The 26,597-nt window shown below is 26.6% G+C and carries 26 protein-coding genes; 13 read left to right on the plus strand and 13 right to left on the minus strand.

From position 1 onward, the window contains the following. Positions 1-10: 10 nt before the first annotated feature. Both ACRC28_RS17440 and ACRC28_RS17445 read right to left on the minus strand, forming a co-directional pair. Complete coding sequence (locus ACRC28_RS17440; protein ID WP_438544725.1) at positions 11-517, minus strand: hypothetical protein; 507 nt, start codon at positions 515-517, stop codon at positions 11-13. Positions 518-534: 17 nt separating this feature from the next. Further along, entirely contained in the window at positions 535-1,008 is a 474-nt protein-coding gene (locus ACRC28_RS17445; protein WP_438544726.1) for a DUF3794 domain-containing protein, read from the minus strand. Between the two features lie 381 nt (positions 1,009-1,389). Here ACRC28_RS17445 and ACRC28_RS17450 point away from each other — a divergent pair, with 381 nt between their 5' ends. From ACRC28_RS17450 to ACRC28_RS17460, 3 genes are read left to right on the plus strand one after another with little or no spacing between them, the layout of a single operon-like run. Next, positions 1,390-1,653 (plus strand): TIGR04540 family protein, encoded by a 264-nt coding sequence (locus tag ACRC28_RS17450; protein WP_438544727.1) that lies wholly within the window; start codon positions 1,390-1,392, stop codon positions 1,651-1,653. Continuing rightward, the gene (locus ACRC28_RS17455; protein ID WP_438544728.1) at positions 1,650-2,402 is read left to right on the plus strand and encodes a ParA family protein; all 753 of its coding nucleotides are present in this window, start codon (positions 1,650-1,652) and stop codon (positions 2,400-2,402) included. The genes ACRC28_RS17450 and ACRC28_RS17455 overlap by 4 nt, the downstream gene beginning before the upstream one ends. Then, positions 2,395-3,081 carry a hypothetical protein gene (locus tag ACRC28_RS17460; RefSeq protein ID WP_438544729.1) on the plus strand — a complete coding sequence of 229 codons (687 nt, stop codon included), beginning with the start codon at positions 2,395-2,397 and terminating at the stop codon, positions 3,079-3,081. Before ACRC28_RS17455 ends, ACRC28_RS17460 begins: the two co-directional genes overlap by 8 nt. A gap of 73 nt (positions 3,082-3,154) precedes the next feature. Here ACRC28_RS17460 and ACRC28_RS17465 read toward each other — a convergent pair whose 3' ends face one another. Genes ACRC28_RS17465 through ACRC28_RS17485 form a run of 5 tightly spaced genes read right to left on the minus strand, consistent with a single transcriptional unit; the run spans position 3,155 to position 5,896 of the window. Beyond that, complete coding sequence (locus ACRC28_RS17465; protein ID WP_438544730.1) at positions 3,155-3,481, minus strand: hypothetical protein; 327 nt, start codon at positions 3,479-3,481, stop codon at positions 3,155-3,157. Between the two features lie 10 nt (positions 3,482-3,491). Then, positions 3,492-3,923: a hypothetical protein gene (locus tag ACRC28_RS17470; RefSeq protein WP_438544731.1), complete on the minus strand. Its 432-nt coding sequence runs from the start codon at positions 3,921-3,923 to the stop codon at positions 3,492-3,494. After that, a complete protein-coding gene (locus ACRC28_RS17475; RefSeq protein WP_438544732.1) occupies positions 3,916-4,995 on the minus strand; it encodes a hypothetical protein in 1,080 nt (359 codons plus the stop codon). The genes ACRC28_RS17470 and ACRC28_RS17475 overlap by 8 nt, the downstream gene beginning before the upstream one ends. A 23-nt stretch (positions 4,996-5,018) precedes the next feature. After that, on the minus strand, positions 5,019-5,498 hold the full coding sequence (locus tag ACRC28_RS17480) for a hypothetical protein (RefSeq protein WP_438544733.1): 480 nt from the start codon (positions 5,496-5,498) through the stop codon (positions 5,019-5,021). Beyond that, positions 5,495-5,896 carry a hypothetical protein gene (locus ACRC28_RS17485; RefSeq protein ID WP_438544734.1) on the minus strand — a complete coding sequence of 134 codons (402 nt, stop codon included), beginning with the start codon at positions 5,894-5,896 and terminating at the stop codon, positions 5,495-5,497. Before ACRC28_RS17485 ends, ACRC28_RS17480 begins: the two co-directional genes overlap by 4 nt. Before the next feature lie 486 nt (positions 5,897-6,382). Between ACRC28_RS17485 and ACRC28_RS17490 the strand changes: the two genes are divergently transcribed. Continuing rightward, complete coding sequence (locus tag ACRC28_RS17490; RefSeq protein ID WP_438544735.1) at positions 6,383-6,925, plus strand: site-specific integrase; 543 nt, start codon at positions 6,383-6,385, stop codon at positions 6,923-6,925. A 177-nt stretch (positions 6,926-7,102) separates the two neighbouring features. Here ACRC28_RS17490 and ACRC28_RS17495 read toward each other — a convergent pair whose 3' ends face one another. The 3 genes from ACRC28_RS17495 to ACRC28_RS17505 all read right to left on the minus strand — a co-directional run bounded on the left by ACRC28_RS17495 (position 7,103) and on the right by ACRC28_RS17505 (position 10,621). Continuing rightward, positions 7,103-8,356: an FtsX-like permease family protein gene (locus tag ACRC28_RS17495; protein ID WP_438544736.1), complete on the minus strand. Its 1,254-nt coding sequence runs from the start codon at positions 8,354-8,356 to the stop codon at positions 7,103-7,105. A gap of 198 nt (positions 8,357-8,554) precedes the next feature. Continuing rightward, on the minus strand, positions 8,555-9,352 hold the full coding sequence (locus tag ACRC28_RS17500) for an ABC transporter ATP-binding protein (protein ID WP_438544737.1): 798 nt from the start codon (positions 9,350-9,352) through the stop codon (positions 8,555-8,557). A gap of 15 nt (positions 9,353-9,367) precedes the next feature. Continuing rightward, positions 9,368-10,621 carry an FtsX-like permease family protein gene (locus ACRC28_RS17505; protein ID WP_438544738.1) on the minus strand — a complete coding sequence of 418 codons (1,254 nt, stop codon included), beginning with the start codon at positions 10,619-10,621 and terminating at the stop codon, positions 9,368-9,370. Between the two features lie 1,705 nt (positions 10,622-12,326). On the opposite strand from ACRC28_RS17505, the gene ACRC28_RS17510 reads away from it, so the two are divergent. After that, positions 12,327-13,871, plus strand: coding sequence for a hypothetical protein (locus tag ACRC28_RS17510; protein ID WP_438544739.1), 1,545 nt, complete (start codon positions 12,327-12,329; stop codon positions 13,869-13,871). Positions 13,872-14,116: 245 nt separating this feature from the next. Continuing rightward, a complete protein-coding gene (locus ACRC28_RS17515; RefSeq protein ID WP_438544740.1) occupies positions 14,117-15,460 on the plus strand; it encodes a D-alanyl-D-alanine carboxypeptidase family protein in 1,344 nt (447 codons plus the stop codon). Between the two features lie 81 nt (positions 15,461-15,541). Here ACRC28_RS17515 and ACRC28_RS17520 read toward each other — a convergent pair whose 3' ends face one another. Further along, positions 15,542-16,852: a peptidoglycan-binding protein gene (locus ACRC28_RS17520; protein ID WP_438544741.1), complete on the minus strand. Its 1,311-nt coding sequence runs from the start codon at positions 16,850-16,852 to the stop codon at positions 15,542-15,544. Between the two features lie 533 nt (positions 16,853-17,385). Here ACRC28_RS17520 and ACRC28_RS17525 point away from each other — a divergent pair. The 6 genes from ACRC28_RS17525 (at position 17,386) to ACRC28_RS17550 (ending at position 23,852) form a co-directional block, all read left to right on the plus strand. Next, positions 17,386-17,973, plus strand: coding sequence for a methyltransferase domain-containing protein (locus tag ACRC28_RS17525; RefSeq protein WP_438544742.1), 588 nt, complete (start codon positions 17,386-17,388; stop codon positions 17,971-17,973). 1,018 nt (positions 17,974-18,991) lie between these two features. Beyond that, positions 18,992-19,462: a hypothetical protein gene (locus tag ACRC28_RS17530; protein WP_438544743.1), complete on the plus strand. Its 471-nt coding sequence runs from the start codon at positions 18,992-18,994 to the stop codon at positions 19,460-19,462. A gap of 485 nt (positions 19,463-19,947) precedes the next feature. Continuing rightward, entirely contained in the window at positions 19,948-21,279 is a 1,332-nt protein-coding gene (locus ACRC28_RS17535; protein WP_438544744.1) for a PTS sugar transporter subunit IIC, read from the plus strand. Between the two features lie 307 nt (positions 21,280-21,586). Continuing rightward, the gene (locus ACRC28_RS17540; protein WP_438544745.1) at positions 21,587-22,552 is read left to right on the plus strand and encodes an N-acetylglucosamine kinase; all 966 of its coding nucleotides are present in this window, start codon (positions 21,587-21,589) and stop codon (positions 22,550-22,552) included. Between the two features lie 359 nt (positions 22,553-22,911). Then, positions 22,912-23,418, plus strand: coding sequence for a hypothetical protein (locus ACRC28_RS17545; RefSeq protein ID WP_438544746.1), 507 nt, complete (start codon positions 22,912-22,914; stop codon positions 23,416-23,418). Between the two features lie 17 nt (positions 23,419-23,435). Further along, positions 23,436-23,852: an NUDIX hydrolase gene (locus ACRC28_RS17550; protein ID WP_438544747.1), complete on the plus strand. Its 417-nt coding sequence runs from the start codon at positions 23,436-23,438 to the stop codon at positions 23,850-23,852. 91 nt (positions 23,853-23,943) lie between these two features. Here the strand turns inward: ACRC28_RS17550 and ACRC28_RS17555 are convergent, their stop codons facing one another. Next, positions 23,944-24,081 carry a hypothetical protein gene (locus ACRC28_RS17555; RefSeq protein ID WP_438544748.1) on the minus strand — a complete coding sequence of 46 codons (138 nt, stop codon included), beginning with the start codon at positions 24,079-24,081 and terminating at the stop codon, positions 23,944-23,946. A gap of 124 nt (positions 24,082-24,205) precedes the next feature. Between ACRC28_RS17555 and ACRC28_RS17560 the strand changes: the two genes are divergently transcribed. Next, entirely contained in the window at positions 24,206-25,423 is a 1,218-nt protein-coding gene (locus ACRC28_RS17560; RefSeq protein ID WP_438544749.1) for a DUF2812 domain-containing protein, read from the plus strand. Positions 25,424-25,461: 38 nt separating this feature from the next. Here the strand turns inward: ACRC28_RS17560 and ACRC28_RS17565 are convergent, their stop codons facing one another. Next, on the minus strand, positions 25,462-26,289 hold the full coding sequence (locus ACRC28_RS17565) for an endolytic transglycosylase MltG (RefSeq protein ID WP_438544750.1): 828 nt from the start codon (positions 26,287-26,289) through the stop codon (positions 25,462-25,464). Positions 26,290-26,597 lie beyond the last annotated feature (308 nt).

The raw sequence follows: 26,597 nt of genomic DNA on the forward strand, positions 1-26,597 counted from the left end.
GGTTTTATATTTAAAAGAATTTAACATCAACAAGCATAGTAACACATTTATATACCGTCCTACAGTCTTGTTTTATAGCGTAAACATCCTCAATGTAAGGAGTAACTGAATATTTTTTCTTTCTTATAAGGTCACAAATTCTTTGACCATTTAATTCAGTTGGAACTACAACAAAAACTGATTTCATAGTGTCATCGTAATGTGCTGCATGAACTGATTGATAAGGTTTATCTGCAACATATTTAATTTTTTCTCTAAGTCTAACCTCAACTATAAGCTTATGACCTGAAAGATTTTGTCCTTCGTATGATTTAGCAATAGGTGTTTCCACAAGTCTTGCTGATACAACATCTGCTGAAACTAAAACTGATAAAAGTTTTTCCATATCTGGTTTTTGACATGGAATTTTTAAAGTTTCTGTAACTGAAACCTCTGTAAAGTAATTTACATACTCTGGTAAGTGTTCTGAAATTCCAGAGCCTGTTATGCTATTATCGATTGAATTGCAATTTAACATCTAATTTCTACCTCCTTTTAACATACTTCAGCTGTAAGAAGTAATGTTGCATTTAAAAACATGCATCTCTCGTTTATAGGGTGTGCATAGATATCTTCTACAAAAGCTGATGGTGCTAAAATTGTAGATGGCATATAATCTTCTGGTAAAACAATAAAATTCATAAATGGCACATCAAAATGTGCTAAATGTACTGATTGTGTTTCTTCTAAAGCAACATACTGAACTTTATAATGAATATTTCCTTCTACTATAAGTTTATGTCCTGTAAGCTTAAATCCTTCTAATGAAATACCTTTAGGAGTCTTAATAACTCTAGTGTTTTTAATAGTTGCTACTGCATGAACCTTGCAAAGTTGCTCCATATCTGGTTTTTGAACTGGAATACATACTTCTCCCTCAACATTGATTTGTTTAAAACTGTCTACGTCTAATGGAAGGCAATCATCTATTCCTGAATATTCTACTAAATCACGTGTAATAGATTTCAAAATATATCTCTCCTTTATAATTGATAAAAAGTTAGCACTTAAAAATTACTACAAAATTACATTATCATTATATGTTTAGATTTTCTAAATGGTATTAACTTTTGAAAAAAATATAAAACTTTAAAATCTACTAAAAAAAAGTAATGCAAAAATTATCGAAATCCCCCTTAAAATAAGAGTTTAGAATAAAATATGTATAGATAAAAGTGAAGCGTAGTATAAAGAATGTATAAAAATAGTTTAATTTGTTATAAATTTTATTTAATTTTTATTTGAATCTAAGATGATTTTAGTATAAAATAAGGTAAAAGGAAGTTAATTTTAGATATAAATTTTAGTGAAATGAAGGTCCTTAAGTCTTCGAGAGGAGTAGATATAAACATGCAGAAAAGTGATATAAGGCTTTATTATAAAAATCAATTAGAACTTGGGTACGCTCTAAGAGATTATATAGATGCTTATTTTCAAAATAAAGTTCAAGATTCAGAATTAGAGGAAAAGATTTTTTCTGTAATTGAAGCAAATAAAACTAAATTTTACAAGGGCAGTGAAATCGCCCAAAAACCAAAGCAGATATTAGGCAAAGCTAGGCTAGATATCTTAAATAACATTATTAATAAGAATTCAAAGGGGGGAGAAAAATGAAGAAGATAGCAGTTCTTAATAATAAAGGTGGAGTTGGAAAAAGTACTGTTGCTGTTCAACTTTCTCATGGATTAGCTAAACTTGGGTTTAAAGTAATCTTATTAGATTTAGATGGTCAAAATGATTCAAGTTTGTTTTTAGGTGTTCATGAAACAGATTATAAAAAGACATTCTTTGATTTAATAAATAGACGTGGAAATGTAAATGTTGAAGATTGTATTATTGAAGCAAGAGAGGGATTAGACCTTCTTCCTAACTCACATATTGAAGAAATCAACTCTGAATTCTATAGAGAGGCTAGAATTGATTTAGTTTTAAATGAAAAGCTAAAGGGATTAGAAAATCTAGATTACGATTATGTAATAGTTGATTGTGGACCTCAAAGAACAAAGGTTAATGATGCTGTTTTATGTTATGTTGATAATATAATTATGCCAGTTCAAGTTGAAGCTGCTGCTGTTCGTGCTTGTGGAAGTATTTATGAATATTTATCTGACCTTAGATTAACACCAGATAAAATATCCCTTATTATTCCAAACATGTACGATAAAAGAACACGTGATGCTAAGGAAAACTTAATGTTTTTACATGAGTTCTTTGGAGATGAAGGGCTTGTAACTGATCCAATCAACAGAAGAGTTAAAATAACCGAAGCTGGAAAGATGGGTAAAACCGTTTTTGAATATGACGATGAATCTGCTGGACAATTTTTCAAGGTTCTTGAAAGGTTGGTGGAACGCGTTGTCTAAAGCTAAAAAGGATATTAATCAAAACTTTGAAATGCTAAAAGCTCAAATGCAAGCTAAAAGACAAAAAGCAGAAAAGCAAAGTGACCAAAAAGTAGAAACTAACAATGAGATTAATACTGAAGTTATAGATATCAAAGACAATGCAAAAGATAAGGAAATTGAGATCTTAGATAAAGTTCAAATTTCAGCTGTAGAAAAAGAGATACCTATAATAGATGAATCTATAGATATATCTTCTAAAGCTTTAAAAACTGAAGAAAAGGAAAAAGTTAAAGAGGAATCTCCAGTTGAAGAAATCGCTTCATTATCCGAAGAGGAAGAGATTGAAGAAGAAGAAGAAGTTATAGAGAAAAAACCTGTAAAGAAAAAAAAGCCTACTAAAAAGAAACGTGTTGTTGAAGTAATTGAAGAGGATGATGATTATCTAGATGATGAGGATGATATAGAATTAGATTTTTTTGAAGATGATGACGTTATAACAACAAACAAAGAAGGCTCTATTAAAATTAAAATTAAAAAAAGAGAAAAGCCTGAAGCACCAAGAAGAGCTACCTATTATCTAAAGCAAGAAACTATTAGAAAAATAGAGAAGGTCTCAAAGATGTCAGGCATAGGTAAATCAAAACTTGTTCAACTGCTACTTGACCAAGCACTAGACAACCTAGAAATTGAGAAATAATTTTTTAATTATAGCTAACTTTAAGGAGAGAATATGTTGTTCTCTCTTTTTTATTTTATGTTTTTATAATATTCTATGAAGAAATATTGTTTTTATATACATAAATTTTAAAATTATTTGGAACATATTCCGAGATAAAAAATTCATATACTCCATCACTATTTGTTACCTTTTGATATGTATATTCCTTTCCATTAAAGAAATATGTAAGTTTAACTAACATATTTTCAGCTGGTATATTGTCTTTAAAAACAACTCTTCCAGAAATTCTTGATTTAATGGATGTACATATCTCTATATCAACTTTAGCAGAATTTACACCTTTATTCAAATGAAATTTATTATTTACAGCTTCATAAAACATATATCTTTTTATTTCATGATATTCTCTTATTTCCATCAATATACTCCTAAACAATTTCTAATGATAATGTTAGAAATGCTGATAAAAAAATACTATTTTTATTTAAAAGCTTATAAAATAAATTATTAACCTCTACATTAACATCTATATCAACATTATTACACGTATCTTTTGTAATCAAATTTTTCAAATCCACTTCTTCCGAAAAAGCTAAAGAGAAATCCTTCATAGATACTCTATTCTCTACAGTTAAATACTCTAATCTTACCTTTAATAATCCATCTATAAAACAAACATTTCCAAGTGGTGTTTCAAATATTCCTTTAACAAATTCACCTTTAGCATGAACATAAATTTTATTTATATCTAAAATTTCTTCATCAACAAAAAGATTAATATCCTTTGTTACAGTTTTATTTAATGGAGTCAGTAAACTTTCATCAAAAGGATTTGTTCCAAACACTTCTAAACTATTCATAAATTCCATCTCCTTTATATATATCTATAAGAACTTCCTTTGTTCTATTACTAGAAAATTTTTCTTTAATTTGCTCTATAGTATCTAAATCTAAATTTTCGCATTTGTGATTTATTAATTCTTTATCTAATGCAGTATCTAATTCATATATAGGAAAATCCTCAAAATACTCTAAATTTAAAGGAGTTAAATCTGTAACTAAAGCTGTTTTTGTAAAAAGCGCCTTGATTTTATTCAAATTAAAAAGATATTGGCTCGAAAAATCTACAAAAGAGATAGCTCCATTAAAAAGATTAACCTCATCTTGTTCTGTTAAATTTTGAAGAATAATAATATTTTCAGACTCTATCATCTCCTGAAATTCAGCTTTAATGCTTGTTATATAGATTACAAGCTTAGTATCACTATAGTTTTCTTTGAATCTCTTAAAGTAGTTTAAGAGCTTTATTAAATTAAAGCCCTCGTTAATAGCTCCAGAAGCAAATATATAAGGGGTATCTATATTAAAGCGTGATTTAGTATATGAAATAGCTAAAGCCTTATCTAAGGGTTTATAAATGCTTTTAACAAAAGGATATGTCACAAGAAGCCTTCTCTTTTCAATACCAAAAGAACTTGCTAAATTTAAGTGAACATTAGAAAAAACTATAGTCTTAGCTGAGTTATTAATTTTTTGAGGTACATATTTTAAAAATCGCTCCTTATATTTTTTATTTTTTATATCATCCTCATATAAAGGAAAAATAGAAAATAGGAAAATATAATACTTCACAGTTATCTCTTTAGGAATAGATAATCCATTATTAAAGCATGTAAAGCTGTCAAAAGCTTCTTCTTTTATAAGTTTTAAAATTTCATCTAAATTTTCCTTATTTCTATTTATAGATAGGCTAAAACTCTTATTATTTCCCAATAAATTTAAATTTCTCTGTAATTTATTTTTATCAAAAAATTTATCTAGTAAAAGATTAATTTTAAATTCCTCTGATAAAACCTTTAAAATATCATTTGCAAATTTTCCCCCTTCATCAAAAGAAAGAAATGGTGATAAAAAGTCATAAAGATGTCTCATACATAAATACTCCTATAAAAAAATTAAAGAAATAAAGTGTCAATAGAATCTAATGATGATAAATTCACTTCTCTTTTTCCTGATATTCCTACTTTTTCACCATTAAATAATAATAGACTAAGTGAACCCTTTATTGTATTGCTTATTGTAATAAAATTTATATCAAAAGCGTCGATTTCAGTTATTTCAAAAGGGTCATTAATAGGCACTGAGAAAGTAAACGCTTCTGTTGTAGATATAATTTTAGACTGAGAAGATTCTTCTTCACTAAGTAAAAATGTTATCTTAAGAATACCAGAAAAAGAGAATATATTTCCCGAATAAATCGGAGTTTTTTTCTTATCATTACATTTTATTATAGCCTCAACTTGATGTATATCATTAAAGGGAAAGTTAACTTTTACACAGAAAGGAACCTCTTTAAAATGTAAGTTTGCAGAATTTATTTCTTTCAACTTATCTTTATCTAAGAAACCTTTTAAACTAAATAAATAATCACTCAATTAAAATCTACCAATAAATTATAAAAAATTAAAATTTCTTTATTAGATAAAAGTTTTCCTTTAATGTTTTTTATGTACACCTTAAAATTCTCCTTGGTATGATCTTTTTTAAAGGTAAAAAGAGAAGAGAAGTAGTTTTCAAATTCTATAATTGAAAGAGAAAAGTTTTCTAAATCTTTAATACATTCTATTGTAGTATTCACCTTAAAAACACAGAAATTAGTTTTTAAACTTTCTTTTGAAAAATACTCCATACCACAACCGCCATTTATTTTAGTTATTTCTGTAATACTAGAATTTAATATAAACCTTTCTGAGAATTCAATTAAAAAAATCTTATCATTCTTTTTATTAAAAGAGGATATTCCTCCATACTCAATAAACTCTTCACTCTTCATAAAAATACTCCTAAAATACCAAGTTGAAATTACATAATATTAATTATATACTCCCTCAAAATAATATATGAAAATTTGGATTAAAATAGAATTTAAAATTCAAAGTTTTTCATTTTAAATACAAGGTTTATTTTGAGTAATTTCCTTATTAAAATTACTCAAAATCTAATGTAACACAATAAATATTGTGTTACATTAGAGCGAATATCTTATAAATGGCTTAAACAAAGGGCTAAGATAGAAAAAAACTCTTTACAAATTTCAATCTATGTAACATAATATAAGTATAGGTTACATAAAAAGTAACATAAATTTTAAGCCATTTTAAGTGGATTTTAGAGTATTATCCAAGCTTATAACAAAATTATTTTATATATTAGAGCTTTTGATTAATAAAAGATTTTTTTAAAGTAGTCAGCTTTGAAAAGCTATTTTTAGAAATTAATATAAAAAACAATAAAATTTAAAGACGAAGGGGAGACCATTATGAAATTTGTACAACCAATTAGGGATAGAGATAAAATAGAAAGTATGAAAAGAGAACTTTTAAAAACTGGATTTAGAAATTATTTATTGTTCACAACTGGCATAAACACTGGGCTAAGAGTATCTGATATATTAAATCTTAGAGTAGGGGATGTAAGAAATAAAAGTCATATATCCATAGTTGAAAAGAAAACAAAAAAGAGTAAGCGATTTTACATAAATCAAAATCTGAAAATGGATTTAGATAGATATATTTATGGAATGAACGATTTTGAATTTTTATTTTCTTCCAAAAAGGGTGATGGTTCTATTAGTAGAATCCAAGCTTATCGTATTCTTAACAAAGCTGCTAAGGATATCGGATTAGAAGAAATAGGAACTCATACAATGAGAAAGACTTTTGGATATTTTCATTACAATCAATTTAAAGATATTGCAATTCTTCAAGATATCTTTAATCACTCAGCTCCAAGTATAACTTTAAGATATATTGGAATTACTGATGATATGAAAGATAAAACAATTCAGAATTTCTATTTATAATTAATATGAATTTAGATGCTTAAAATTCAATCTGAATTTCTAGGTAATTTAAATAAGCTTCGTTTTAATACAATACTCAAAAAGAAGTCTCTTTGAAGGGGGTTTCTATATTTCAATTAAAGAGCAAAGAAGGTCAGTAATTTTTAAAATTTACTGACCTTCTTTGTCCTTTAGAATTTAATCTAAAATTATATTTTTATAAATCAAATATCCACCTGCATAAGAAATTAAAATAATAAATATAAGCCAAAAACTAATAAAAATTCCAATAGAAATATTCAATATATTTAGTGACCATAATTTATAAATAGATATTATTGCAAGGAGTACTGGTAAAAAGCAAACACATAAAATATAAAGAGTAGTTTCTTTAAAAATAATTTTCTTTTTATCCTCATCTAAATATCCTAAAGCACTTAAAATTTTAAAGTTTCTTTTTTTAGAAACTGCCAAAGCATTGAAGGAGTATAATGTACAAATAATATAAAGTATAGTTAATAAAATTCCTGACCCAACACAAGCAACTGATAAATATGGATTATCTTTATATCCTGATAATGTAACTATTAAAAATCCTACAATTGAAAGTATTGATAGGAGAGAGGCTAAATTTTTTTCAAGATTAAGCTTTGTATTTTTAAAAACTATTATATTTATTTTATTAACTGTCCTAACTCCCAAAATCTCAAAAATTCTAGGAAGACTTTTAAAAATGAAAAAGAATAAAAATATAATACATACAAATCCAAATACCGAGATAACATTATAATCTTTAGTTTGCAACATTAATAGAATTGAAGATAATAAAGCTACTGTATTTAAAATTAAAAAAATATTTCCAATTTTAGATTTTTTCTTTTCTCTATACGTTCCAGCCTTTGAGCGAACTAAATCACAGACATCTAATCTATGAGCAAGACCAATATTTAAAAGTGCTATTAAAACTACATTTATTATAACCATAGAAAATGAAGTTAAAATTCCATCTAAGGTCACATTAAAATGAGCATTCCCAATTCCACTAAGGGAATATAAAAATTCATTTAATATTTTAGATAACCCTAATCCGAAAAAAATTCCAAGAACTACTGAAACTCCTGAAATAAACATGTTAATCATAATTGTAAAGAAAGTTAAATCTCCAATTCCAAGACCACTAATTAATTGTATTCCAATTTCTTTTTTTCTTCTTTCCATAAAAAATTCATTTGAATAACATCCTATAATAATAACAATAAAAACAACTAGGGTATTATTTGTTGCTAGGGAAGAGTAGTCACTTTTACTTAAATTCTCTATTAAGCCTTTATCATATACAATATTAAAAATTGCAAAAAGAATTGTAAAAGTAATTACAGATGTTATCATATAAAAGAAAAAATTTTTTCTATCTCTTTTTAGTAGCAGTAGTGAAAGTTTTAATGAATTCATAAATCCTCCTTTAATAAAATATTCTTATATAAAATGTATTCAATTTTATACAAGTAATTCCAGAATACTAAAATTCAATTGAGTAAACTAAAATTAATAACCCAAGTAGACTTTGATTTCATTTTTCTACTTGGGTTCTTTTATCTAGACTTTTCTCTTAGATTCACTATAAAATATATTTTGAAAATAATCTATTTTTTATAAATCGATATCACCAGATACTAAATCTAATATTCTATTAAAATATTCTCTTTGAGTATCAGAATCTCTTGTAATTGATTTTTCTATTTTCCCATCTCTTAAATTTACTACTTTTCTTGAATAACTAGCTGTTAATGGATCATGTGTAACTATTAAAACAGTAATACCTAAGCTTTCATTTAATTCTTTTAAAAGTCTTAAAATATTTTTAGAGTTTTCAGAATCAAGATTTCCAGTAGGTTCATCAGCTATAATTATCTTTGGATTATTTATTAAAGCTCTTGCAATAGAACATCTTTGGATTTGTCCTCCAGAACATTCATTTGGATATTTTTCTAAAAGCTCAGAAATCATTAATTTCTTTGCTAATTCTGAAATTCTTTCTGATATTTGTTCTTTAGAGACACCTGCAAGCTTTAATGGAACAGAGATATTTTCAAAAATAGTTAGATTATCTAAAAGGTTAAAATCTTGAAATACAAAACCTATAGTTTCATATCTTAATTTACTAAGTTCATCAGTTCTTAAGGAAAGTACATTTTTCCCATTGATTTTTACTTTTCCACCACTTGGAGTATCAATAGTAGAAATCATATTTACAAAGGTAGATTTCCCTGAACCTGATGGACCCATTATTGCAATAAATTCACCTTCATCAATTTCGAAGTTAACCTTATCTAAGGCTTTAACAACCTTTTTTTCTACTGTAGGTTTACCTTCCTTCGCATCAATTTTATATTTAAAATCAATTATATATTCTTTACTTAAATTTTCAACTACAATAATTTCCTTCATTTTAATTTCCCCCTTTTAATTTACTACTACTTTTTTATAAATAAGATAGCTTCCTATATAAGCAATAATTATTGCAAATATAAATGCACAAATAATAAATATTCCTAAATATATATTAAAAGCATTTAAAAGACATAGTTTTATAAGTGAAATTGTTCCAAGTGCTAATGGGAAAATCCCAATACAAAGAATAAAAACAAATGTTTCTTTTAACACTATTTTTTCTTTATCTTTTTTGTCATATCCTAATGCATTTAAAATTTTAAAGTTTCTAACTTTAGAAAGAGCTAATGCATTAAAAGAATATAATGTACAAATTACAAATAAGAAAATTAACAAAATAGATACACCCGCACAAGCTATTGCAAGTTCAGGAGTTCTAGTATATTCACTTAATGTAAATGCCATAAACCCTGAAATAATTATTATTGAAACTAAGCTTGGTAAATTTTTTTCAATATTAAGCTTAGTGTTTTTAAATACTATTAAATTTATTTTATCAGTAGTTTTATAACCTAAATTTCCAAAGTATATTGGTAAACATTTGTAAATAAAGAAGAATAGTAATATTGCACAAAGGGACCCAAATATAGGGATAACATTAAAATCTCCTGTTGTCATTATTAATAGAAATGATATTACTGTTAATATAGCATTGCATGCTAAAAATATATTTCCATACTTTGATTTCTTTTTCTTTTTATAAGTTCCAGACTTTGAACGAACTAAATCACAAATTTCAGTTCTATATCCAAGACCTACATTTAAAAGTCCTAATAAAACTACATTGATAAATATCATCGTAAAGGCTGAGATAACTCCATCTGCTGTAATAGAAAAACTACTATTTTCTAAACCTAAAAAAGAATAAAGAATATTATTTATTCCAGGAGATAAAATTACACCTAAAATAAATCCCATTGCCATTGAAAAAACTGAAATCAGAAAATTAATCATTGCAGAAGCAAAAGCTAAACTTCCAAGCCCTAATCCACTAACTAATTGAATTCCAATTTCCTTTTTCCGTCTGTCCATAAAAAAGTTATTTGAGTAATAGCCTATAGTTATAACGATTGCAATAACTAAAACATTACTTGAAGATAAGAATACAAGTTGATCGCTAGATAAATTTTGGACTAAGTTCGGATCATATACAATATTAAAAATTCCGAATAAAATCGTAAAATTTATAATAGATGAAAAAAGATAGAAGCTAAAGCTTTTAATATCTCTTTTTATTAGAAGTAGTGATAATTTTAGTGACTCCATATTAAAGCCTCCCTTTAAAAGTTATATTATACTATATAATAAGTATACTTCAACCATCAATTCATCGCAACCATTTTATGTTAAAAAAGTGTATAAATTCTAAAAATGTTATGTATTGATCAATGTTTACTCTATATTAATTTCAAATTAAGAAAATTGATATAATCAATAAAATTAAACTTACCTTTTAAATTATAAGTAATTTGATTTAGACCGAATTTCAACTTTAACCAAATCTTTAGACTGGTTTATACTAGCTGTAAATTAAACTAACTAAATTGAATTTAGAGTCTTACTTATATAAAAGTATACTTCCATTTATCTATACTTATAAAAATGAAAATATTATAAAATACTATCTATAAACTAAAAAAGCTTCCTATATATAGTAGAAAACTTTTTATGTAGGTATTATCAAAAGCTGCTATTTATAAATCGAAAAGAGCACCACCAAAAGAATCTCTTCATAGAAGATGATTAAACAAGCATAATAGCATAATTAATAAAAATATTTTAGAGTATATTGAAAAATGAAGTCTTTATTTACTAATAATAAAGACTTACGAGTGTCTAAAAACTTAATTAAAGACTTAATTTTAAGATTTTGGAGATACTTTTCAAATATAAGCTACTTTTCTTTTATAATTTCATATATTATTTCGCTAAATTATCATTTAGCGAAATAATTTTTGTTTTTTTAATAATATCTATATAGTAGAAATTCTTTCACTCTAAATTATTTTATCAAAGTTACCATTCTCATTTTCTGCTTATACCCCTATATTTAGTTTTAAGCTGCAGTTTTTTGATTATCCATACCTTTTTTATATAAAATAGCCCCTCTAAAAGATACTCTTTGGAGATATTCGTATATATTTTTTTCTTTTCTTCTCCATTTTTTTGTAAAAGTAATATCATAATAAAGATATTGTAAATAGAAAAAGCAATTAATTTTCTAGAAAAATTCTAAAAATTTAATTGCTTGCCTCCAAAGAAAAAATCCTAAAAGTTTCTCAGGCTCCAGATCTTTTCCTAAAACTTAGTGTTTCATAACCGATATTTTATATTTAAATTATAAGTTTAATCTTCCAATTAGTCAAGTATTTTAAGCTATAATTAAGTTTAAAACTATTTTCATAAAGCTTATTTTTTATTTCTTTTTACAAAAATATCCTTACAACCCTTGTATTTTCAGTAGGTAGACTAAAAGGAATACATAACTATTTATATTTTTATTTGTAACTATGTTTACATAAATAAAACTGTAAAAGTTTTAGTAAACATATGTATAGATAAGTACATTTACAAAAATAAAAATGTTTGTGTAAATAAAAATGTTTACATAAAAATAAACATTTTTAACTACAGTTTTATTTGTGTAAAAACCACTCTTAACCCCTGTAAATACTACATTTTACCCAAAAATTTTTTTATTAATTTTTGTTGCATCTTAGAGAATTTTAGTGTTATAATCTTTTACAAGATAACTATAAAAGTTTCTCAGGCTCATAGTTATCGAAAAATAAAACTTAGTGTTTCAATATAGTTGTAGAATTATAGAGTCATTTTATTAAATATGTTAAGTCTATATTTTTTGAGGTTATTTTTCTTAAATAGCCTTAATATCTCATAATAAAATTGTCTATTTAAAAATAATTCCCCCTTATATTGAAACACCCCTAAAATTTTAGGAGGTGTATTTTTTATGGCTGAAGTTTCTTTAACTAGCCTTAATATGATAAAAAATGCGTTGGTATCTAGTAGCACACCTCTAATTTCTTCTTTGAAAATAGAAGATGCAAAAGTAGAAATCCAAAGCATTAAAGATAATAAAGATGGTTACACTGCTATTGGAGTTAAAGATGAAAATTCAATTTTTTCACAATGGCATATTAGTAACTTTAAACTTATAGAAAAAATAGAGAAATTAATGGATTTTAAAGATGTATATATATCTATTAATTCAATGCTCTCTCCAATTAGGCAAATAAAAAATATTAGGCATTTGCATTCTTTTTGGGTAGATATTGACTATTATAAAATAAAAAAATTCAGAGGAAAAACAACTGAAGAAATGATTCAGATTATGCGAAAAGATGGTCATTTTAAAGATGTTGAACCTTCTTTCTTTGTAGATAGTGGAAATGGAATGTATATATTCTATTTAATCCAAAGTGCTACTAAAAATGCATTACCTATTTGGCAAAGAATACAGGATTCCTTAGTTAAAAAATTTGAAAAGTACGGTGCAGATCCTCTAAGTTCTGATGCGGTTCATGTACTTAGACTTCCTGGAACTATTAATTCTAAAACAGGAAGAAAATCTAGAATCGTTTATAATACTAAATTCAAGTTTAAATTTGAATTTGAAAAAGAAAATAATATTCAAAGATATACAATTCCTTATCTTGCTGATATGTTTTTGCCTAAGCTTCCACTTGAAAAAAGTGAGTGGGAAAAAGCAAGAAAATCAACTAAAAAAAAGGAAACCAAAATTTCTAATACGAAAGAAATAAATTTATATAATTTGCATACGTTACATTATTCTAGAATGAATGACATTTTAAATCTTCAAAGAATACGAAATGGGAAATGTAATGGATCAAGAGAATTAATGACTTTTTTATACCGATACTACTCATGCCTTTTCATAAAAGATGAAAAAGAAGCATTAGAAAGTACTATGGATTTCAACTCACAATTTGAAATTCCTCTTTCTGAAAGTGAGGTAATAAAAGCGACCAAAAGTGCAGAAACTGCATACATACGTTGGGCAAAAACTTTTGATTTATACATTAGACTTCCACAAAAAGTACCAATGAGTAAATTTTTTAGAGAAAATGGATGTTATGTTTATTCAAATAAGAAATTAATAAAACTATTAGAGATTACTGAAGCTGAGATGGACTCTTTAAAAACTATTATTTCTGTTAAAGAGAAAAATAAACGTGCAAAAGATTATCGAAATGAATGGAATAAAGCTGAAAGTAAAAAGAATTGTCGTCTAGATAATGGTCTTACTAAAAGACAAATGAGTAAGCTTCATAATTTAACTATGATCTTAAAACTAACTGAAGCTAAAATGAAACAAAAAGAAATAGCTACACTTTTGAATATTACACAACAAGCAGTATCTAAATTATTAAATGAGTGGAAAACTGGCCAAATTGAAACTCTATTAATAAAAGAATACTTAAAAATAAAAGCTTCAAATAAAAATACAACTGAAAACAATACAATAACTGCATAATAAAATACAACTGAAACTTAGTATCTATATATTAATGTTTGTGAGGGCCTTCTGGCCTCTCCTACTCTTCAAGGTACTGGTGTTTGGTTAGTGCTTTTATTTTTTGTTTATATTTTAAATATTTATTAATAATATTTTTGTATCTTTTTTCTCTTATAATTTTGGGTATACTTAGAATAGCTTTTAATCTACTTTAGGATAATCTTAAGCTTTGAAATTATATAGAGAATAAAGGAGCAATACAAATGAAAAAAGGAAAATACATTGTAGTATTTTTAGTATTCTTAGTTTCGACTTCAATTTTGGTATTTGGACTTGGCCAAACCAATAGAAATGAAACTGAAAATATGTTAATTCAAACAAGTTTAAAAAAAGATGCTAAAACGCCAGTATTCCCTACTATCGTTGGAAAATCAGCAATAACAATGGTATTAGGTTCAAATGAGGTTATTTATTCAAAAGATGCTAATGCCAGAAGATACCCAGCTAGTTTAACAAAACTTATGACAGCCTATCTGTTTGCGAAGCATGCAAATCCTAATGATTTGATTCCATATACTGAGTCTGCAGAAGAGCAGCCGGCATTTTCTTTAGGAAAGAATTTTGGACCTGTATACGTGGGTGAAAAAATGGTTGCAAAAGATGTTATGGATGCATTACTTTTATATTCAGCAAATGACAGTGCATATATGATTGCAGATTATGTAGCTGGAAATAAGCAAAATTTTGTAAATATGATGAATGATGAAGTGAAAAAGCTAGGACTAGACGGAACGCATTTTATGAATCCTAATGGACTTCAAAATATAGACCACTACACTACAGCATATGATTTGGCTATAATTGGACAATTGCCTTATAGTGAACAATGGTCAAAAGAAACTATGGGAACTAAAAATGCTACTATTTATTTTGAAGGTAGCAACAAACCAATTACTATACAAAATAGAAATAGTAACTTAGGATTAGATGGAAATATTGCAGGAAAAACTGGATATACAGGTGAAGCTGGTAGTTGTTTATTTAATATTGATGTCAGAAATGGAAAAACTATTGTTGGTGTAGTTATGAAATCAGCTAATATTTTAAATAGTCCTGAAATGTATAGTGATATGAAAAAAATAATGGACTATTCGTATAATGTAGCAACTCCACAAGTATATGAAGCTGCGGGAACAAAGATTTTTACCCCTACTCTATCATATAAATTATTTGGATTCTTTGGACCAACAAAAACAGTTCAAGTTCCAATGACGTTAGCAGAAAATATTATGTATTATAATAATCCAGAAAATAATGAATTTAGTAAAGTAAGGATGGATCCAAAAAATATTAGTGCATGGGACTGTATATTTAATGATAGTAATCTTAAAGTAACATTTAACGAGTTAAAATATTCAAAAGATTATAAAGTGATACCAAAGATAAATTCTATGAAAATTATAGCGACAACAGTTGTTGCATATGTACTTTTAATTATATCAATTTTATCAATTCTATTTTTTATTCTGTTATTAATTAGAGATAATAATTTAAAAAAAAGAAAAAAATTAAGAGAAAAAAAGCAACGAGCTAAAAATAGAATTTAAAATAAGATTTGTTAAAAAGACTCTGTATAGGACTTCTTTCTAGAAGGACTATATAGAGTCTTTTTTAGTGAGTTTTAAATTTTAAGAGTTAAGTTCATTATAATTCATTACAGAGGTATATACCCTAGACATAGAATACCAAGTGGCATAGTCAATTATGCCTGTTTGAGGTAAATTAAATACTCCTTGATATACTTTAACTGAGTTTGAAGTTAGTGGTCCAAAAATTCCGTCAGTTGCTAATGTAGGAATTAAAGGGAAGTTTTGAGCAATACGATTGATTTGCTTTTGTTTTTTTACCACATTAGGACCTGTTGACCCAATTATAAGAGGACGTCCAGGATAAGAACGCGGATCGTCAGCTACATCAGGAGCAACTACTAGATTTATATCACTACCGTAATAGTAGGTTAGAATCTCATAAGGATAATAGCCTTGCTGTGCTAAATACTGCGATCCCCATTGGCTAAGCCATCCAGGACACGTTACACTTGTTCCATTACAGAATTCTGCAAACATAGGATAGTTAGTATTTTGAATTTGTATAAAGGATGAGAATTGCTTATCAACAATGGTATCAATTGACGAATAAGTTGTTCTACCATAAACAAAGGCTTGATCATAAGCGGTGTCATTGGTTATATCAAAATTATCACCATGGGATGGATACCATTCAGTATAAATTCGATTTAATACAAAAGAAACAATACAATAGATGTTGGCCATTAGGCAGCTTGAATTCCAAGTGGAATAAAGCTCGCTAGAAGCTACATTCTTTATATAATCAACAAATGGGAGCGTATAGTTAGGTGCAGAGCTATCATATGGAGATCCAGCATGTACAGTTATTGTAGCAGGAACTACAACTTTATTAAGAATACGCTTATTTTTAGTATTCTTTTGATTTTTTTTGATTAAAGTAGCAATAACATTTGGATCACAATAATATTTGTCATTTTTACTGATAGCATTTTGTTTTTTTGAGTTAGAACCAGTAACTTGTTTATGTTCGTCTATAGTTATAGTTTCAGTAATAGGTTTAGTTGAGGTTTTTGTCAATGGACAACATTGACATGACTTAACATTAGGAAAAATTTGAACACCTTTTATGATTAAATTGTTATAACCAGCCTTACTGATACCAATAGTATAAATACCATATGGAAGACTGTTAGGTTTAAAGCTAAGGCTTATATCAGGTGCTGATAAAGATATGTTATCAATAAAGCCTTCATTATTTGTAAAGCCTTTAAATACTCTAGAACCATTATTAAAATTTCTATCACTTTGCAAAATTATAACTTTGCAATTAGAAATTGGTACATAAGTTCCTTTTATGAAACAATGAATTTTCAATAAACTAGTTTTATTTGTAGATGAGTTAGTATCCATAGAAATCTCCTTTTAAAGTATTTTATATTATTTTATGAAAAAAACATAAATAGGATATAAAAATATAATTATGAGAAACAGTAAGTCTTGTAAAAAGCAATTGAAAACACAAACAAAATGTAAATATAAATGTACGTACATACTATCAATATATATACGTACAAAAGTGTAAACATAAATATTGATATATATATTTGTAAAAATACTAAAAATATATTTAGAATTTTAAAGGAAAATATAGTCGTAGTTATAAGCTTCTAATGCCCTATTTGTAAGGAGTGTCACAAGTAATTATAAATGTAAACATTAATACAAATAAAAATGTAGCTATAAATACAATTGAAAATATTTACTAAATAAAAAATATAATGACTTAGAGACAAACAAAAATGTAAACATTGATAATTACATTTTTGTAAGTATTGTAAAAATAATTAAATATAAATTTTCTCTAATAAAATTTAAGTACAAGAAGAAAGGAACAGAGAAAAAAGTACAGGATATAATAAAGAATATAAGGAGGAATTTATTATATGTTTGATGAATTTAATTATAAAGAATATTGGGAAAGTATATATAAACGAGGAGGAACATCCGGTCCAGGTTCATATGGAGAAATTGCTGAATATAAAGCTCAAATAGTAAATGAGTTTTTAGAAGAGAATCATATTCAAACAGTAATAGAGTTTGGATGTGGTGATGGAAATCAACTAAGCTTAATGGATTATGCAACCTACATTGGATTTGATATATCAAATACGGCTACAAATATATGTAGACATAGATTTATAAATGATCCAAGTAAAAAATTTTATGATTATAATCCAATACAGTTTGAAGCAAAAAAATATAGTGCACAACTAGTTGTATGTATAGATGTTTTGTATCATATTATTGAGGAAGATGATTTCAAGAAAACTATTAAAGATATATTTGAATGTGCAGACTATTTTGTGATAATACACACTAAATTAACTACAGAGGAAAATAGAATAATTCCGAGTATAAAAGATAGAAATATATTTAAATATTTAGAAGAAATTAATAGTTTTAGAATAAAAAAAATTCTTAAAAAAGATAATGGAACTGGTGCAGATTTTATAATATTAGAAAGAATTTAACACACAATTATAAATGAATACTATTTAAAATAAAATCTTTAGGTATTAGGATTAGTTAAAGATTAAATAACTAAAAAATATTTAAATTTATATAGATAATATCAACTAATTAGGTTGATACAAAACAATAAGGTATGATGATTAATAAAAATTATCATACCTTATATATATATAAATTGTATATAAATAATGAAACAATAGTTAGATATATAAATTAAAGAAAGTTCTAAAGATTGTAATTAAATCGTTCAATATATATTTACAGATATGGACACTTACATATAGGATTACAACTATGTTTACAAAAATGTTTTCAAATATGATGATATAGATAAAATAAGCATTTATAGGAGATTATAGAATTAAAATTTCTAAACTAAACCTATTAAAATAACCCAAATAGTTTGGTGAATAAAGGATTATAGAATTAAAATTTATTTCTTTCAGAAGTTATAAGATAAAGTGTAGCAAGTAATAGATCAACATATATACAAGCACAGTTAAATACGTATGTACTACTATTGACGATTCTATAAGTGTAACTACAAACACATACAAAGCTAACACCGTATACGTATACGAAAGCACAAATATATATGTAAACACAAACGAAAACAAATGCGTAATTACATACAGATACACTTACAAATGTACAACTAAAAACGTAATTATATACATCTACATTTACACTTACATAAGTACAAATGTAGATAATTACATATATGTTTACATATATGATTACGTAGTTATAGATGTAAACATATATGTTTGTAGTTACGTAGATAGATACGATTGTAGAGACACAAATAATTATGGAGATGTAAGTAAAAATATAAATGTAATATATGATTAAGTAGAAAAACTTGAAATTAAAAGATAAGTACTGATAGGTATAAAAAATATATAAATGTAAAAAATTAATAAAGAATTTTAAATTTAAGAATATCTAGTACATAAATTATATGTATATTTAAAAGATAATTTTAAGATAATATGTTGATTAAAGGTGGGAATATTAATGAAGAAAATTGTTATATCAGTTATTGTAGCAATATTGATTTTAGCTGGACTTATTTTTAATACAGTCAGAGAGGTAAAGCTTACAGACAACTTTAAAGCTTATTATAAGAATACTAAAACAGAGTATTCAGAAATATTAATAGGAAAATATAGAAAAGATTATGAAGAGTATGTTAGAGACTCAGAGCAAGCAATAAAATTCAAAGCAGTAAAAGCTATGGAGAAAATAGAAACAAAGTATAATGGACTTAAGAGTGAAGCTATTACTTATGATAAAGAGTATATTGGAGGAGAGCTTACAGACTTATCTAATATAAATTTATCTAAATTAAAACCAACAGATAGAGAAGCTGTGCAAAATCAAATACAACAAGCAATAGAGCTTGCTAAACAAAATAAATTTGATTCAGCATATAATTTAATTGTTAAAATAAAACAAAACATAAATAGTAAATTAAAAGAAAGATAGAAGAAATGCCGAGATTTTCGGCATTTCTTTTTTTGATATATAACTTGAATACTAAAAGTTAAAGTAAATCAAGTTTTTAGTTTTAGAAAGAATTATTTCGTTTTAAAATTTTATTTAGCGAAATAAGGATATGAAATTTATTTTTGTGAATTTGGGATGAGAGGAATATAAATATTTTGGAGATAGGTAATCTGCTAGTATAAAGCTTTTTATTGATAGTTATGCTGGTAATAGAAAGAAAAAGTATATCTTAGAGTTAGATTATTAGATAGAGAAATTAGATATTTGAAGATCAGAGTATAAGGCCATGAAAGTGATAGGTTTAATTATACTAACAGATGAATTAAAGAAAAAAATAGCAACAAAATGAATAAAATATGTACAAAAAATTAATAAAGTGTTGACATTCTACAAAATTCGACATAAAATTAAGGCATAGCAGAGAAAAAATGTTAAAGAACTATAAGATGAAAAGAGGGGATTCAATGAATAATGTAATCGAATTCATGGAAATGAAGGTTATGCCTAAAGTTTCTAAGATAGGAAACCAAAGACATTTAATTGCAATAAGAGATGGATTTTTAGCTATGATAGCATTAACGATGGTTGCATCTGTTGCTACCTTAGTTAATAATATTCCAATTTCATTTGTACAAAATTTTTTAAAGAATAATTCATTTGGAATGCAAATTTCAGAGTTGTGTCAAAATATATCATGGGGAGCATTTTCGTTTATGGCATTGTTCTCATGCATGGCAATAGCACATTCATTATGGACTTCATATGGAAATAAGGGACTTGAGGGAGGACTTGTTTCAGCAGCAGCTTTCTTAGCTTTATCTAAGCAAACTGTTTTATTCACACCAGCAGATGGTGGAGCGGCGATTGAGGTTTCAGGAGGACTTGCAGCTAGCAATTTTGGAGCAACTGCATTATTTACAGGTATTATAATAGCACTTATAACAGTTGAGGTTTTAAGATATCTTACTAAGGTAAAATGGCTTGAAATAAAATTACCAGATATGGTTCCACCAGCTGTAGCTAGAAGTTTTAAGACTATGCTACCAGGGATAGTGGCTTTAATTTTCATAGTTGGAGTTGGACTAGCACTTAGAACTTTCACAGGAGAGTATTTACCAGATTTAATAACTAAAGTTATACAAGCCCCAATTCAGTCAGTTACTGATTCTATTGGAACGGCAATATTCTATCCATTTGTAGTATGTGTGTTATGGGCCTTAGGACTTCATGGAATGAATGTAACTGATGGTATAACATTACCTATATTTACTTCATTATCGGCTGAAAATATGCAACTTGCAGAGCAAGGAGCTACATCAGGATACAATGTAATTACAGGACCATTCTTCTCAGCTTTTGTATGGCTTGGAGGAGCTGGAGCTACACTTGGAATTCTTATTGCAATATTAATTGCAGGAAAGAAATCAAGAGAAAGATATGGAGCTATAACATCTTTATCATTACCACCAGGAGTATTTAATATAAATGAACCAGTAATCTTTGGGTTACCAGTAGTATTAAATCCAATCATTGCAATACCATTTATATTAATACCTATAGTATTATCTGTAATATCATACTTAGCATTATCAACTGGACTTGTAAATCCAGTTATAGTTCAAAACATACCTTGGACAACACCACCTATTTTATCAGGATTCTTAGCAACAGGAAGCATTAGTGGAGCATTGTTAAGTGGATTTAACTTAATTTTAGCAACAATTATGTACCTACCATTTATTAAAATGTCTATTAGAATGGAAGAAAAAGCAAGAGGGTTAGAATCAAATGATTAAATTTTAAGTATTAAGAGGAATTATCTCAAAAGAGATAGTTCCTTTTTGAATGTCTGGAAAAGTATAAAATTTTAAGTAATAAAATTAAGTAATACTTAAAGTGAAATTTAAATACATATGTTAATACGAAGTTTAGCAAAATTTATTTTTATATTATTTGAAGTTTAGAATCTATTTATTTTTAGAATTTCACTGAGGTTTATTATAAAATATTAGTTTTATATAGAAATGCATTTATTATAATATTATACACAAAAGGAAAAATGTAGTATTATAAAAGGAGAATACTTTATTGGGGGGAGTATAGATGTATTATTTGGGTATAACAGGGGATATGGGAAAAACGAAATACGTTTTAATCGATAAAGATTTAAGAAAGATATTAGAAATACGAAGAGGAATTACTTATGTTCAACATATAGATATTAATTTTTTTAAGACTGAATTATTGAGTGGAATTAATGAAGTTATAGAACGAACTGAAATAGAGAAGAAGGAAATAGCATTTATTTTTTTAGGATTTCAAGGGTATGGAGAAAGTGAAAGAAGTAAGAAAATTGTAGAAGATGCTTGTCATGATATATTAAGTGGATTTACTTATGCAATTGATAATGATAGTATTTCAAGCTGGGCAGCAGGAACTTTATGTAGACCAGGAATTAATATAGTATCAGGTACAGGGAGTATTGCATTTGGAATGAATGAAAGAGGAGAGTCAGAGCGTGTTGGCGGTTGGGGTCCGATTATTGGTGATGAAGGTAGTGCCCAATGGATTGGTATAAAGCTTGTAAATGAATATACTAAGCAGAAGGATGGAAGAAAAGAGGAAACAAGATTAATAGAAATATTAGAAACTGATGTTGGAATAGATGATTATTATGGTGTGGTAGACTTAATATTTAATAAGTATAATTTATCTATGACAGAGTTTGCAAAGCTATGTGATATAGGGATATTAGCTGCAGAAGAAGGTTGCATAGCTTCGAGAAAGATATTTGAAGATGCAGCTTATGAAATATTTCTTCTAATAAAGGCATTAAAAGAAAAGCTTAATATGGAGAAAAACTTTATTGTTTCATACACTGGTGGTGCATTTAGAGCTGAAAATCTTATTTTAGAGCCATTGAAAAGATTTTTAAAAGAAGCAGATATTGATTGTATAATACAAAAAGCTATGATTGGACCTGCAATGGGGTCAGCACTTATGGCATATACATTAGGTGGAAATGAAATAAATACAAGAGATATTAAGAAAAAACTTCTAAAGCAGTAAGGTTTCTGGAATCTTACTGCTTTATTTATGTAAAGGAAAGTTTTAAAATTTAAGGCAAAAAAATAAGGACTGTGAATCAGTCCTTTATATATAATCTATTGCTCCCTAAAAGGTAAATTGAATGGGTGATAGCTACGATAGAGTAAAAAGGTTTTGTATGGGAGCTTTCTTTTAGATACTTGCTTATTTAATTTTAGTAATTTTTATAGTATTTTTTTTCTTTAATGCTTTTATTAAATCTTTTTCTTTTTTCTTCAAAAAAATCACTCCTTAATTATTAATATTTAGATTGTTGACATAATTTTAGAAAAGTATTCATATGCTTATACATAAAATAAAAAAATTTTTGAGGTATGTGTATGGATTTACTTAGAAGGATTTTTAGAGGAAGAAAATATAATAGAAAACTTGAGCTAAGAATCCCTAAGGGGGATTTTTATAGAACCGAATTATTATGTAGCTATATAACTAAAGAGTTAGATGAGGAGTTCTATATAGAGCATTTTTTGATGAGTCTTTATTTAGATTTTGTAAAAAATGTAGTGAAAAGCTATAATATAAAAGAGATATATAAGATGTTGAAGAATAATTATAAGAAAACTGAAAAAACTTTACGGCTTGTAAAAGGGAATAGTGTTGAGGATGTTGTTATATATAAAGAAGAATATAAATACATAGAGATTATTATGGAAAATGATAGTATAAGACAGGGAGAGCTTATATTACTGGAGGTTTATGAAGCCTATAGAATTAAAATTTCTTTTGAGGAACTTTTAGAAAAGATATGGCTTAAGTTTATATCAGAATATAAGAATGAGAAGAAGTCTTATACATCTTTAATAAAAATAATTGAAAATGTAATTTGAACGGAGGAAGATAGAAAATGAAGGAAACTAAAGCAGTTGTGAAGGGCGTTATTTTAAGGGATGGAAAGATACTTACTGTTAGAAGGTCTTTCCAAGATAAAATTGCAGCAGGAAGCTGGGAAGCTGTTGGAGGAAAGATTGAGTTTGGAGAAAGCCTTGATGAAGCTTTAAAAAGAGAAGTTTTAGAGGAAACAGGGATAAAGATTGAGATATTAGAAACTTTATATGCAAAAAATACAGTAACTGATGAAGATACTCAAATGGTTGTAATTGTGTATTTATGTAAGTATTTAAGTGGGGAAGTTGGTCTTTCAGAAGAACATATAGCTTATAGATGGGTTAGCGTTGAGGGACTTAAGGAAATTATAAGTCCTAATATAAAAAAAGATTTTGAAGACAACAATGTATTTGAAATTATAAGCAGTAAAATTTAGAGTATTAGGGTAAATAAAATTTATATATTTAAAAATATAAAAAAAGCATCACGAGGTAAAGTTTTTAACTTTCTTGGTGATGCTTTTTTGATTATTTCATTAATACTAAGCCTTTACTTCTAAGGCAAGTACATTCTCTAGCCTCTTCTGTATGTAAACATTGATATTTAATCTTTTTTGGTGCTTCAACAGCTACCTTTTCTTCTGAATTTTCTTTTTTCTTTTCCATAAAATTAACCTCTTTTCATTTGTAGAATCTTCTAAGGATATATTAATCTATGAAGGGTAAAAAGTAAAGTGGGGATATACATATACATAATTTAGATGGTAAAATATTACTGGGGGGATTTGAGATGAAAAATAAATATGAGATATGTAAGTTTTATGCTTTTGACTGTGAGGGAATTGAGGAATATTTAAGTGAAAAGGCTTTAGAGGGATGGAAGTTAGTAAGTATATATGGTACATATATGAAGTTTAGAAAAAGTGAACCTGAGGAGCTACATTATTCTGTTGAATTTATACCAAATAGATTTATGAAATGGCAGGATAGTGAGGAAGCTAGAAAGGTTAAGGCGGTTTATAGAGAAAAGAATTGGGATTTTATCTATGAATGGGGAGATTTTTTAGTATTTTGTTCAAAGGAAAAAGAAAAACCTATACAAATTAGTGAAGAAGAAAAGTTTAAAAAGATAGCTAAAATTAGTGCTAAGGAGTTTTTAAAGTTAGCATTTTTAATATGCTGGCTAGGATTTTTAACAATAAATGGATTGTTTATAAATATGAATCCATACACATTAACTAATAATGTTAATGTTATAATGGGTGTTGTAGTAATTGGTGTTGGTATTAATATAATAGTAGATTTTATAAGGTATATAGTATTTTTCATTAGAGCTAGAAAGGGTTTGAAAAGTGATGAAAAAATAAGCTACTCTTCTATTAGTAAAATTAAGAGAAAAAGAATTATGGATAAAGTTTTTGTTATTTTATATATTTCTGCTTTACTAATGCTTTTTATATCTGCAAAGGAATTAGGGTTAGCTAGCATAGGGATTGTAGCTATAGCTATACTTATTCTATTTATAGCTTCTAAATGGAAAGGAAAGAAAAAACAAGCCATAATGATTGTATCTGGGATATTTTCATTTATAATCATAGTGGTAGGTTTAACAAGTATAGCATTTTCTGATATCGGAAAGAATGTTGAAATAAATTTATCTAGTGAGGATTTTGGAGTACAGAGTGATAAAGAAGAGATTAGTATAAATGAAAGCGAAGGAATGCTTGGAAGCTATATTTTTTATTCAGATAGTGTTTTAGGTTATGACATAATAGAAAGTGAGTACCCATGGATAATAGATTTTTATTTTAATGGAAAAGTAAAAGAATTAAAAGGATTTTCTGCAAATTTAGAATTTAAAGAGTTAGGAAGCTATAGTGGATATAAGGTAAATAATGAAAATTACTTTATAATAAAGACTTTAGATAAAGTAATAGACTTTAGATATTATGAAGATGCAGAGGAAGATAAAATCATTTCATTAATAGATGAAAGATTAATTAAATAAAAATAGGCTCAGTAGTTAATTTATACTGAGCCTATTTCTTATTTAAATGTTTTAAGTGAAGCTTCTATAGCTTTTTCACTTGGATTACAAATTGGAGCAGTTGGAAGTGTAGTTCCTAAGCTATCTATACCAATTGGTTGTTTATTTTTTAAATCATTAACTAATTGTGTTGAGGCATTGTCTATGTCTTCATTAGTTTTTGCTAATGCTTGAATTACAGATGCTCTAGTTAATACTGTATTTATTTGAGCTGGTGTTATTTTAACTTTTGTATTAGCCTGTGCTCTATCTAAGCTAGTAACAAAGTTTAATACCATAGTTTTTATAACTTCGTTTGCAGACTCACCTTTGTTAAAGTGGTATGTTGTTGGGAAAAGATATCCTTGTAGTGCATATTCTTGCCCTTTAATTGGCTTGATATACTCTGGTAAAGGATAGTTTTTAACTGCATTTAAGAAGTCTGATTGTGTAAACATACCTAGTGTATCAAATATATTAGCTATGCTAGTTACAGTTGCTCCTTCAGGAATAACAACAGTTATAGTTTTTTGTTCTTTAAGAACAGTTAAAAGTTGTTTTGTTGTTACATTTGGATTTATTGTATAAACCCCAGGTGTAACATCAAAATTTTCTCCAGTTACATTTGTGTAAAGTTCTTTAAAGGTACTGTCTTTAAGTGTACCATTCATTGATAAGCCATTTAGAACATCATTAACCTTTTCATTCTTTTTAACAATAAATGAAATAGGTTTAGTTCCATTAAATGCTTTTGAAGAAGGAACAGCTATAAAGAAAGCAGCTACCGCAATTATAATAATTACTACTACTGCAATTATAATTCCTATTATTGTTTTTTTCTTATTCAAAATTATTTACCTCCTAAAATTTTAATATGTAGATAAATTTTACAGAAATAATATGATTTGCATATTAACAAGGAGTGAATAAATGGTTACATAGAAAAAAATAGGGAATAATAAATAAAAATTGCTTTTAAAGAAGGTTAATAGTATCATTTAAAGGATATACATTAAGATTTAGCAAAAGCTAAAGAAAGGCTAGGGAAATATGAATTTTAAAGAACTTAGAATTAGTGACTCATTAGTAGAGGTTTTAAATAAAAATGGAATTAAAAATCCAACAGAGATACAGGAGAAGGCTATACCTTTAATAT

Origin of the sequence: Clostridium sp. (genome assembly GCF_051650885.1) — a bacterium.
Taxonomy (GTDB): Bacteria; Bacillota; Clostridia; order Clostridiales; family Clostridiaceae; genus Clostridium.

Coding starts and splice junctions, on each gene's coding strand:
- ACRC28_RS17455 (WP_438544728.1), top strand. CDS start 1,650: ATGAAGAAGATAGCAGTTCTTAATAATAAAGGTGGAGTTGGAAAAAGT.
- ACRC28_RS17470 (WP_438544731.1), bottom strand. CDS start 3,923: ATGAATAGTTTAGAAGTGTTTGGAACAAATCCTTTTGATGAAAGTTTA.
- ACRC28_RS17440 (WP_438544725.1), bottom strand. CDS start 517: ATGTTAAATTGCAATTCAATCGATAATAGCATAACAGGCTCTGGAATT.
- ACRC28_RS17515 (WP_438544740.1), top strand. CDS start 14,117: ATGAAAAAAGGAAAATACATTGTAGTATTTTTAGTATTCTTAGTTTCG.
- ACRC28_RS17545 (WP_438544746.1), top strand. CDS start 22,912: ATGGATTTACTTAGAAGGATTTTTAGAGGAAGAAAATATAATAGAAAA.
- ACRC28_RS17505 (WP_438544738.1), bottom strand. CDS start 10,621: ATGGAGTCACTAAAATTATCACTACTTCTAATAAAAAGAGATATTAAA.
- ACRC28_RS17495 (WP_438544736.1), bottom strand. CDS start 8,356: ATGAATTCATTAAAACTTTCACTACTGCTACTAAAAAGAGATAGAAAA.
- ACRC28_RS17520 (WP_438544741.1), bottom strand. CDS start 16,852: ATGGATACTAACTCATCTACAAATAAAACTAGTTTATTGAAAATTCAT.
- ACRC28_RS17465 (WP_438544730.1), bottom strand. CDS start 3,481: ATGGAAATAAGAGAATATCATGAAATAAAAAGATATATGTTTTATGAA.
- ACRC28_RS17500 (WP_438544737.1), bottom strand. CDS start 9,352: ATGAAGGAAATTATTGTAGTTGAAAATTTAAGTAAAGAATATATAATT.
- ACRC28_RS17525 (WP_438544742.1), top strand. CDS start 17,386: ATGTTTGATGAATTTAATTATAAAGAATATTGGGAAAGTATATATAAA.
- ACRC28_RS17475 (WP_438544732.1), bottom strand. CDS start 4,995: ATGAGACATCTTTATGACTTTTTATCACCATTTCTTTCTTTTGATGAA.
- ACRC28_RS17540 (WP_438544745.1), top strand. CDS start 21,587: ATGTATTATTTGGGTATAACAGGGGATATGGGAAAAACGAAATACGTT.
- ACRC28_RS17560 (WP_438544749.1), top strand. CDS start 24,206: ATGAAAAATAAATATGAGATATGTAAGTTTTATGCTTTTGACTGTGAG.
- ACRC28_RS17530 (WP_438544743.1), top strand. CDS start 18,992: ATGAAGAAAATTGTTATATCAGTTATTGTAGCAATATTGATTTTAGCT.
- ACRC28_RS17555 (WP_438544748.1), bottom strand. CDS start 24,081: ATGGAAAAGAAAAAAGAAAATTCAGAAGAAAAGGTAGCTGTTGAAGCA.
- ACRC28_RS17535 (WP_438544744.1), top strand. CDS start 19,948: ATGAATAATGTAATCGAATTCATGGAAATGAAGGTTATGCCTAAAGTT.
- ACRC28_RS17490 (WP_438544735.1), top strand. CDS start 6,383: ATGAAATTTGTACAACCAATTAGGGATAGAGATAAAATAGAAAGTATG.
- ACRC28_RS17550 (WP_438544747.1), top strand. CDS start 23,436: ATGAAGGAAACTAAAGCAGTTGTGAAGGGCGTTATTTTAAGGGATGGA.
- ACRC28_RS17450 (WP_438544727.1), top strand. CDS start 1,390: ATGCAGAAAAGTGATATAAGGCTTTATTATAAAAATCAATTAGAACTT.
- ACRC28_RS17510 (WP_438544739.1), top strand. CDS start 12,327: ATGGCTGAAGTTTCTTTAACTAGCCTTAATATGATAAAAAATGCGTTG.
- ACRC28_RS17485 (WP_438544734.1), bottom strand. CDS start 5,896: ATGAAGAGTGAAGAGTTTATTGAGTATGGAGGAATATCCTCTTTTAAT.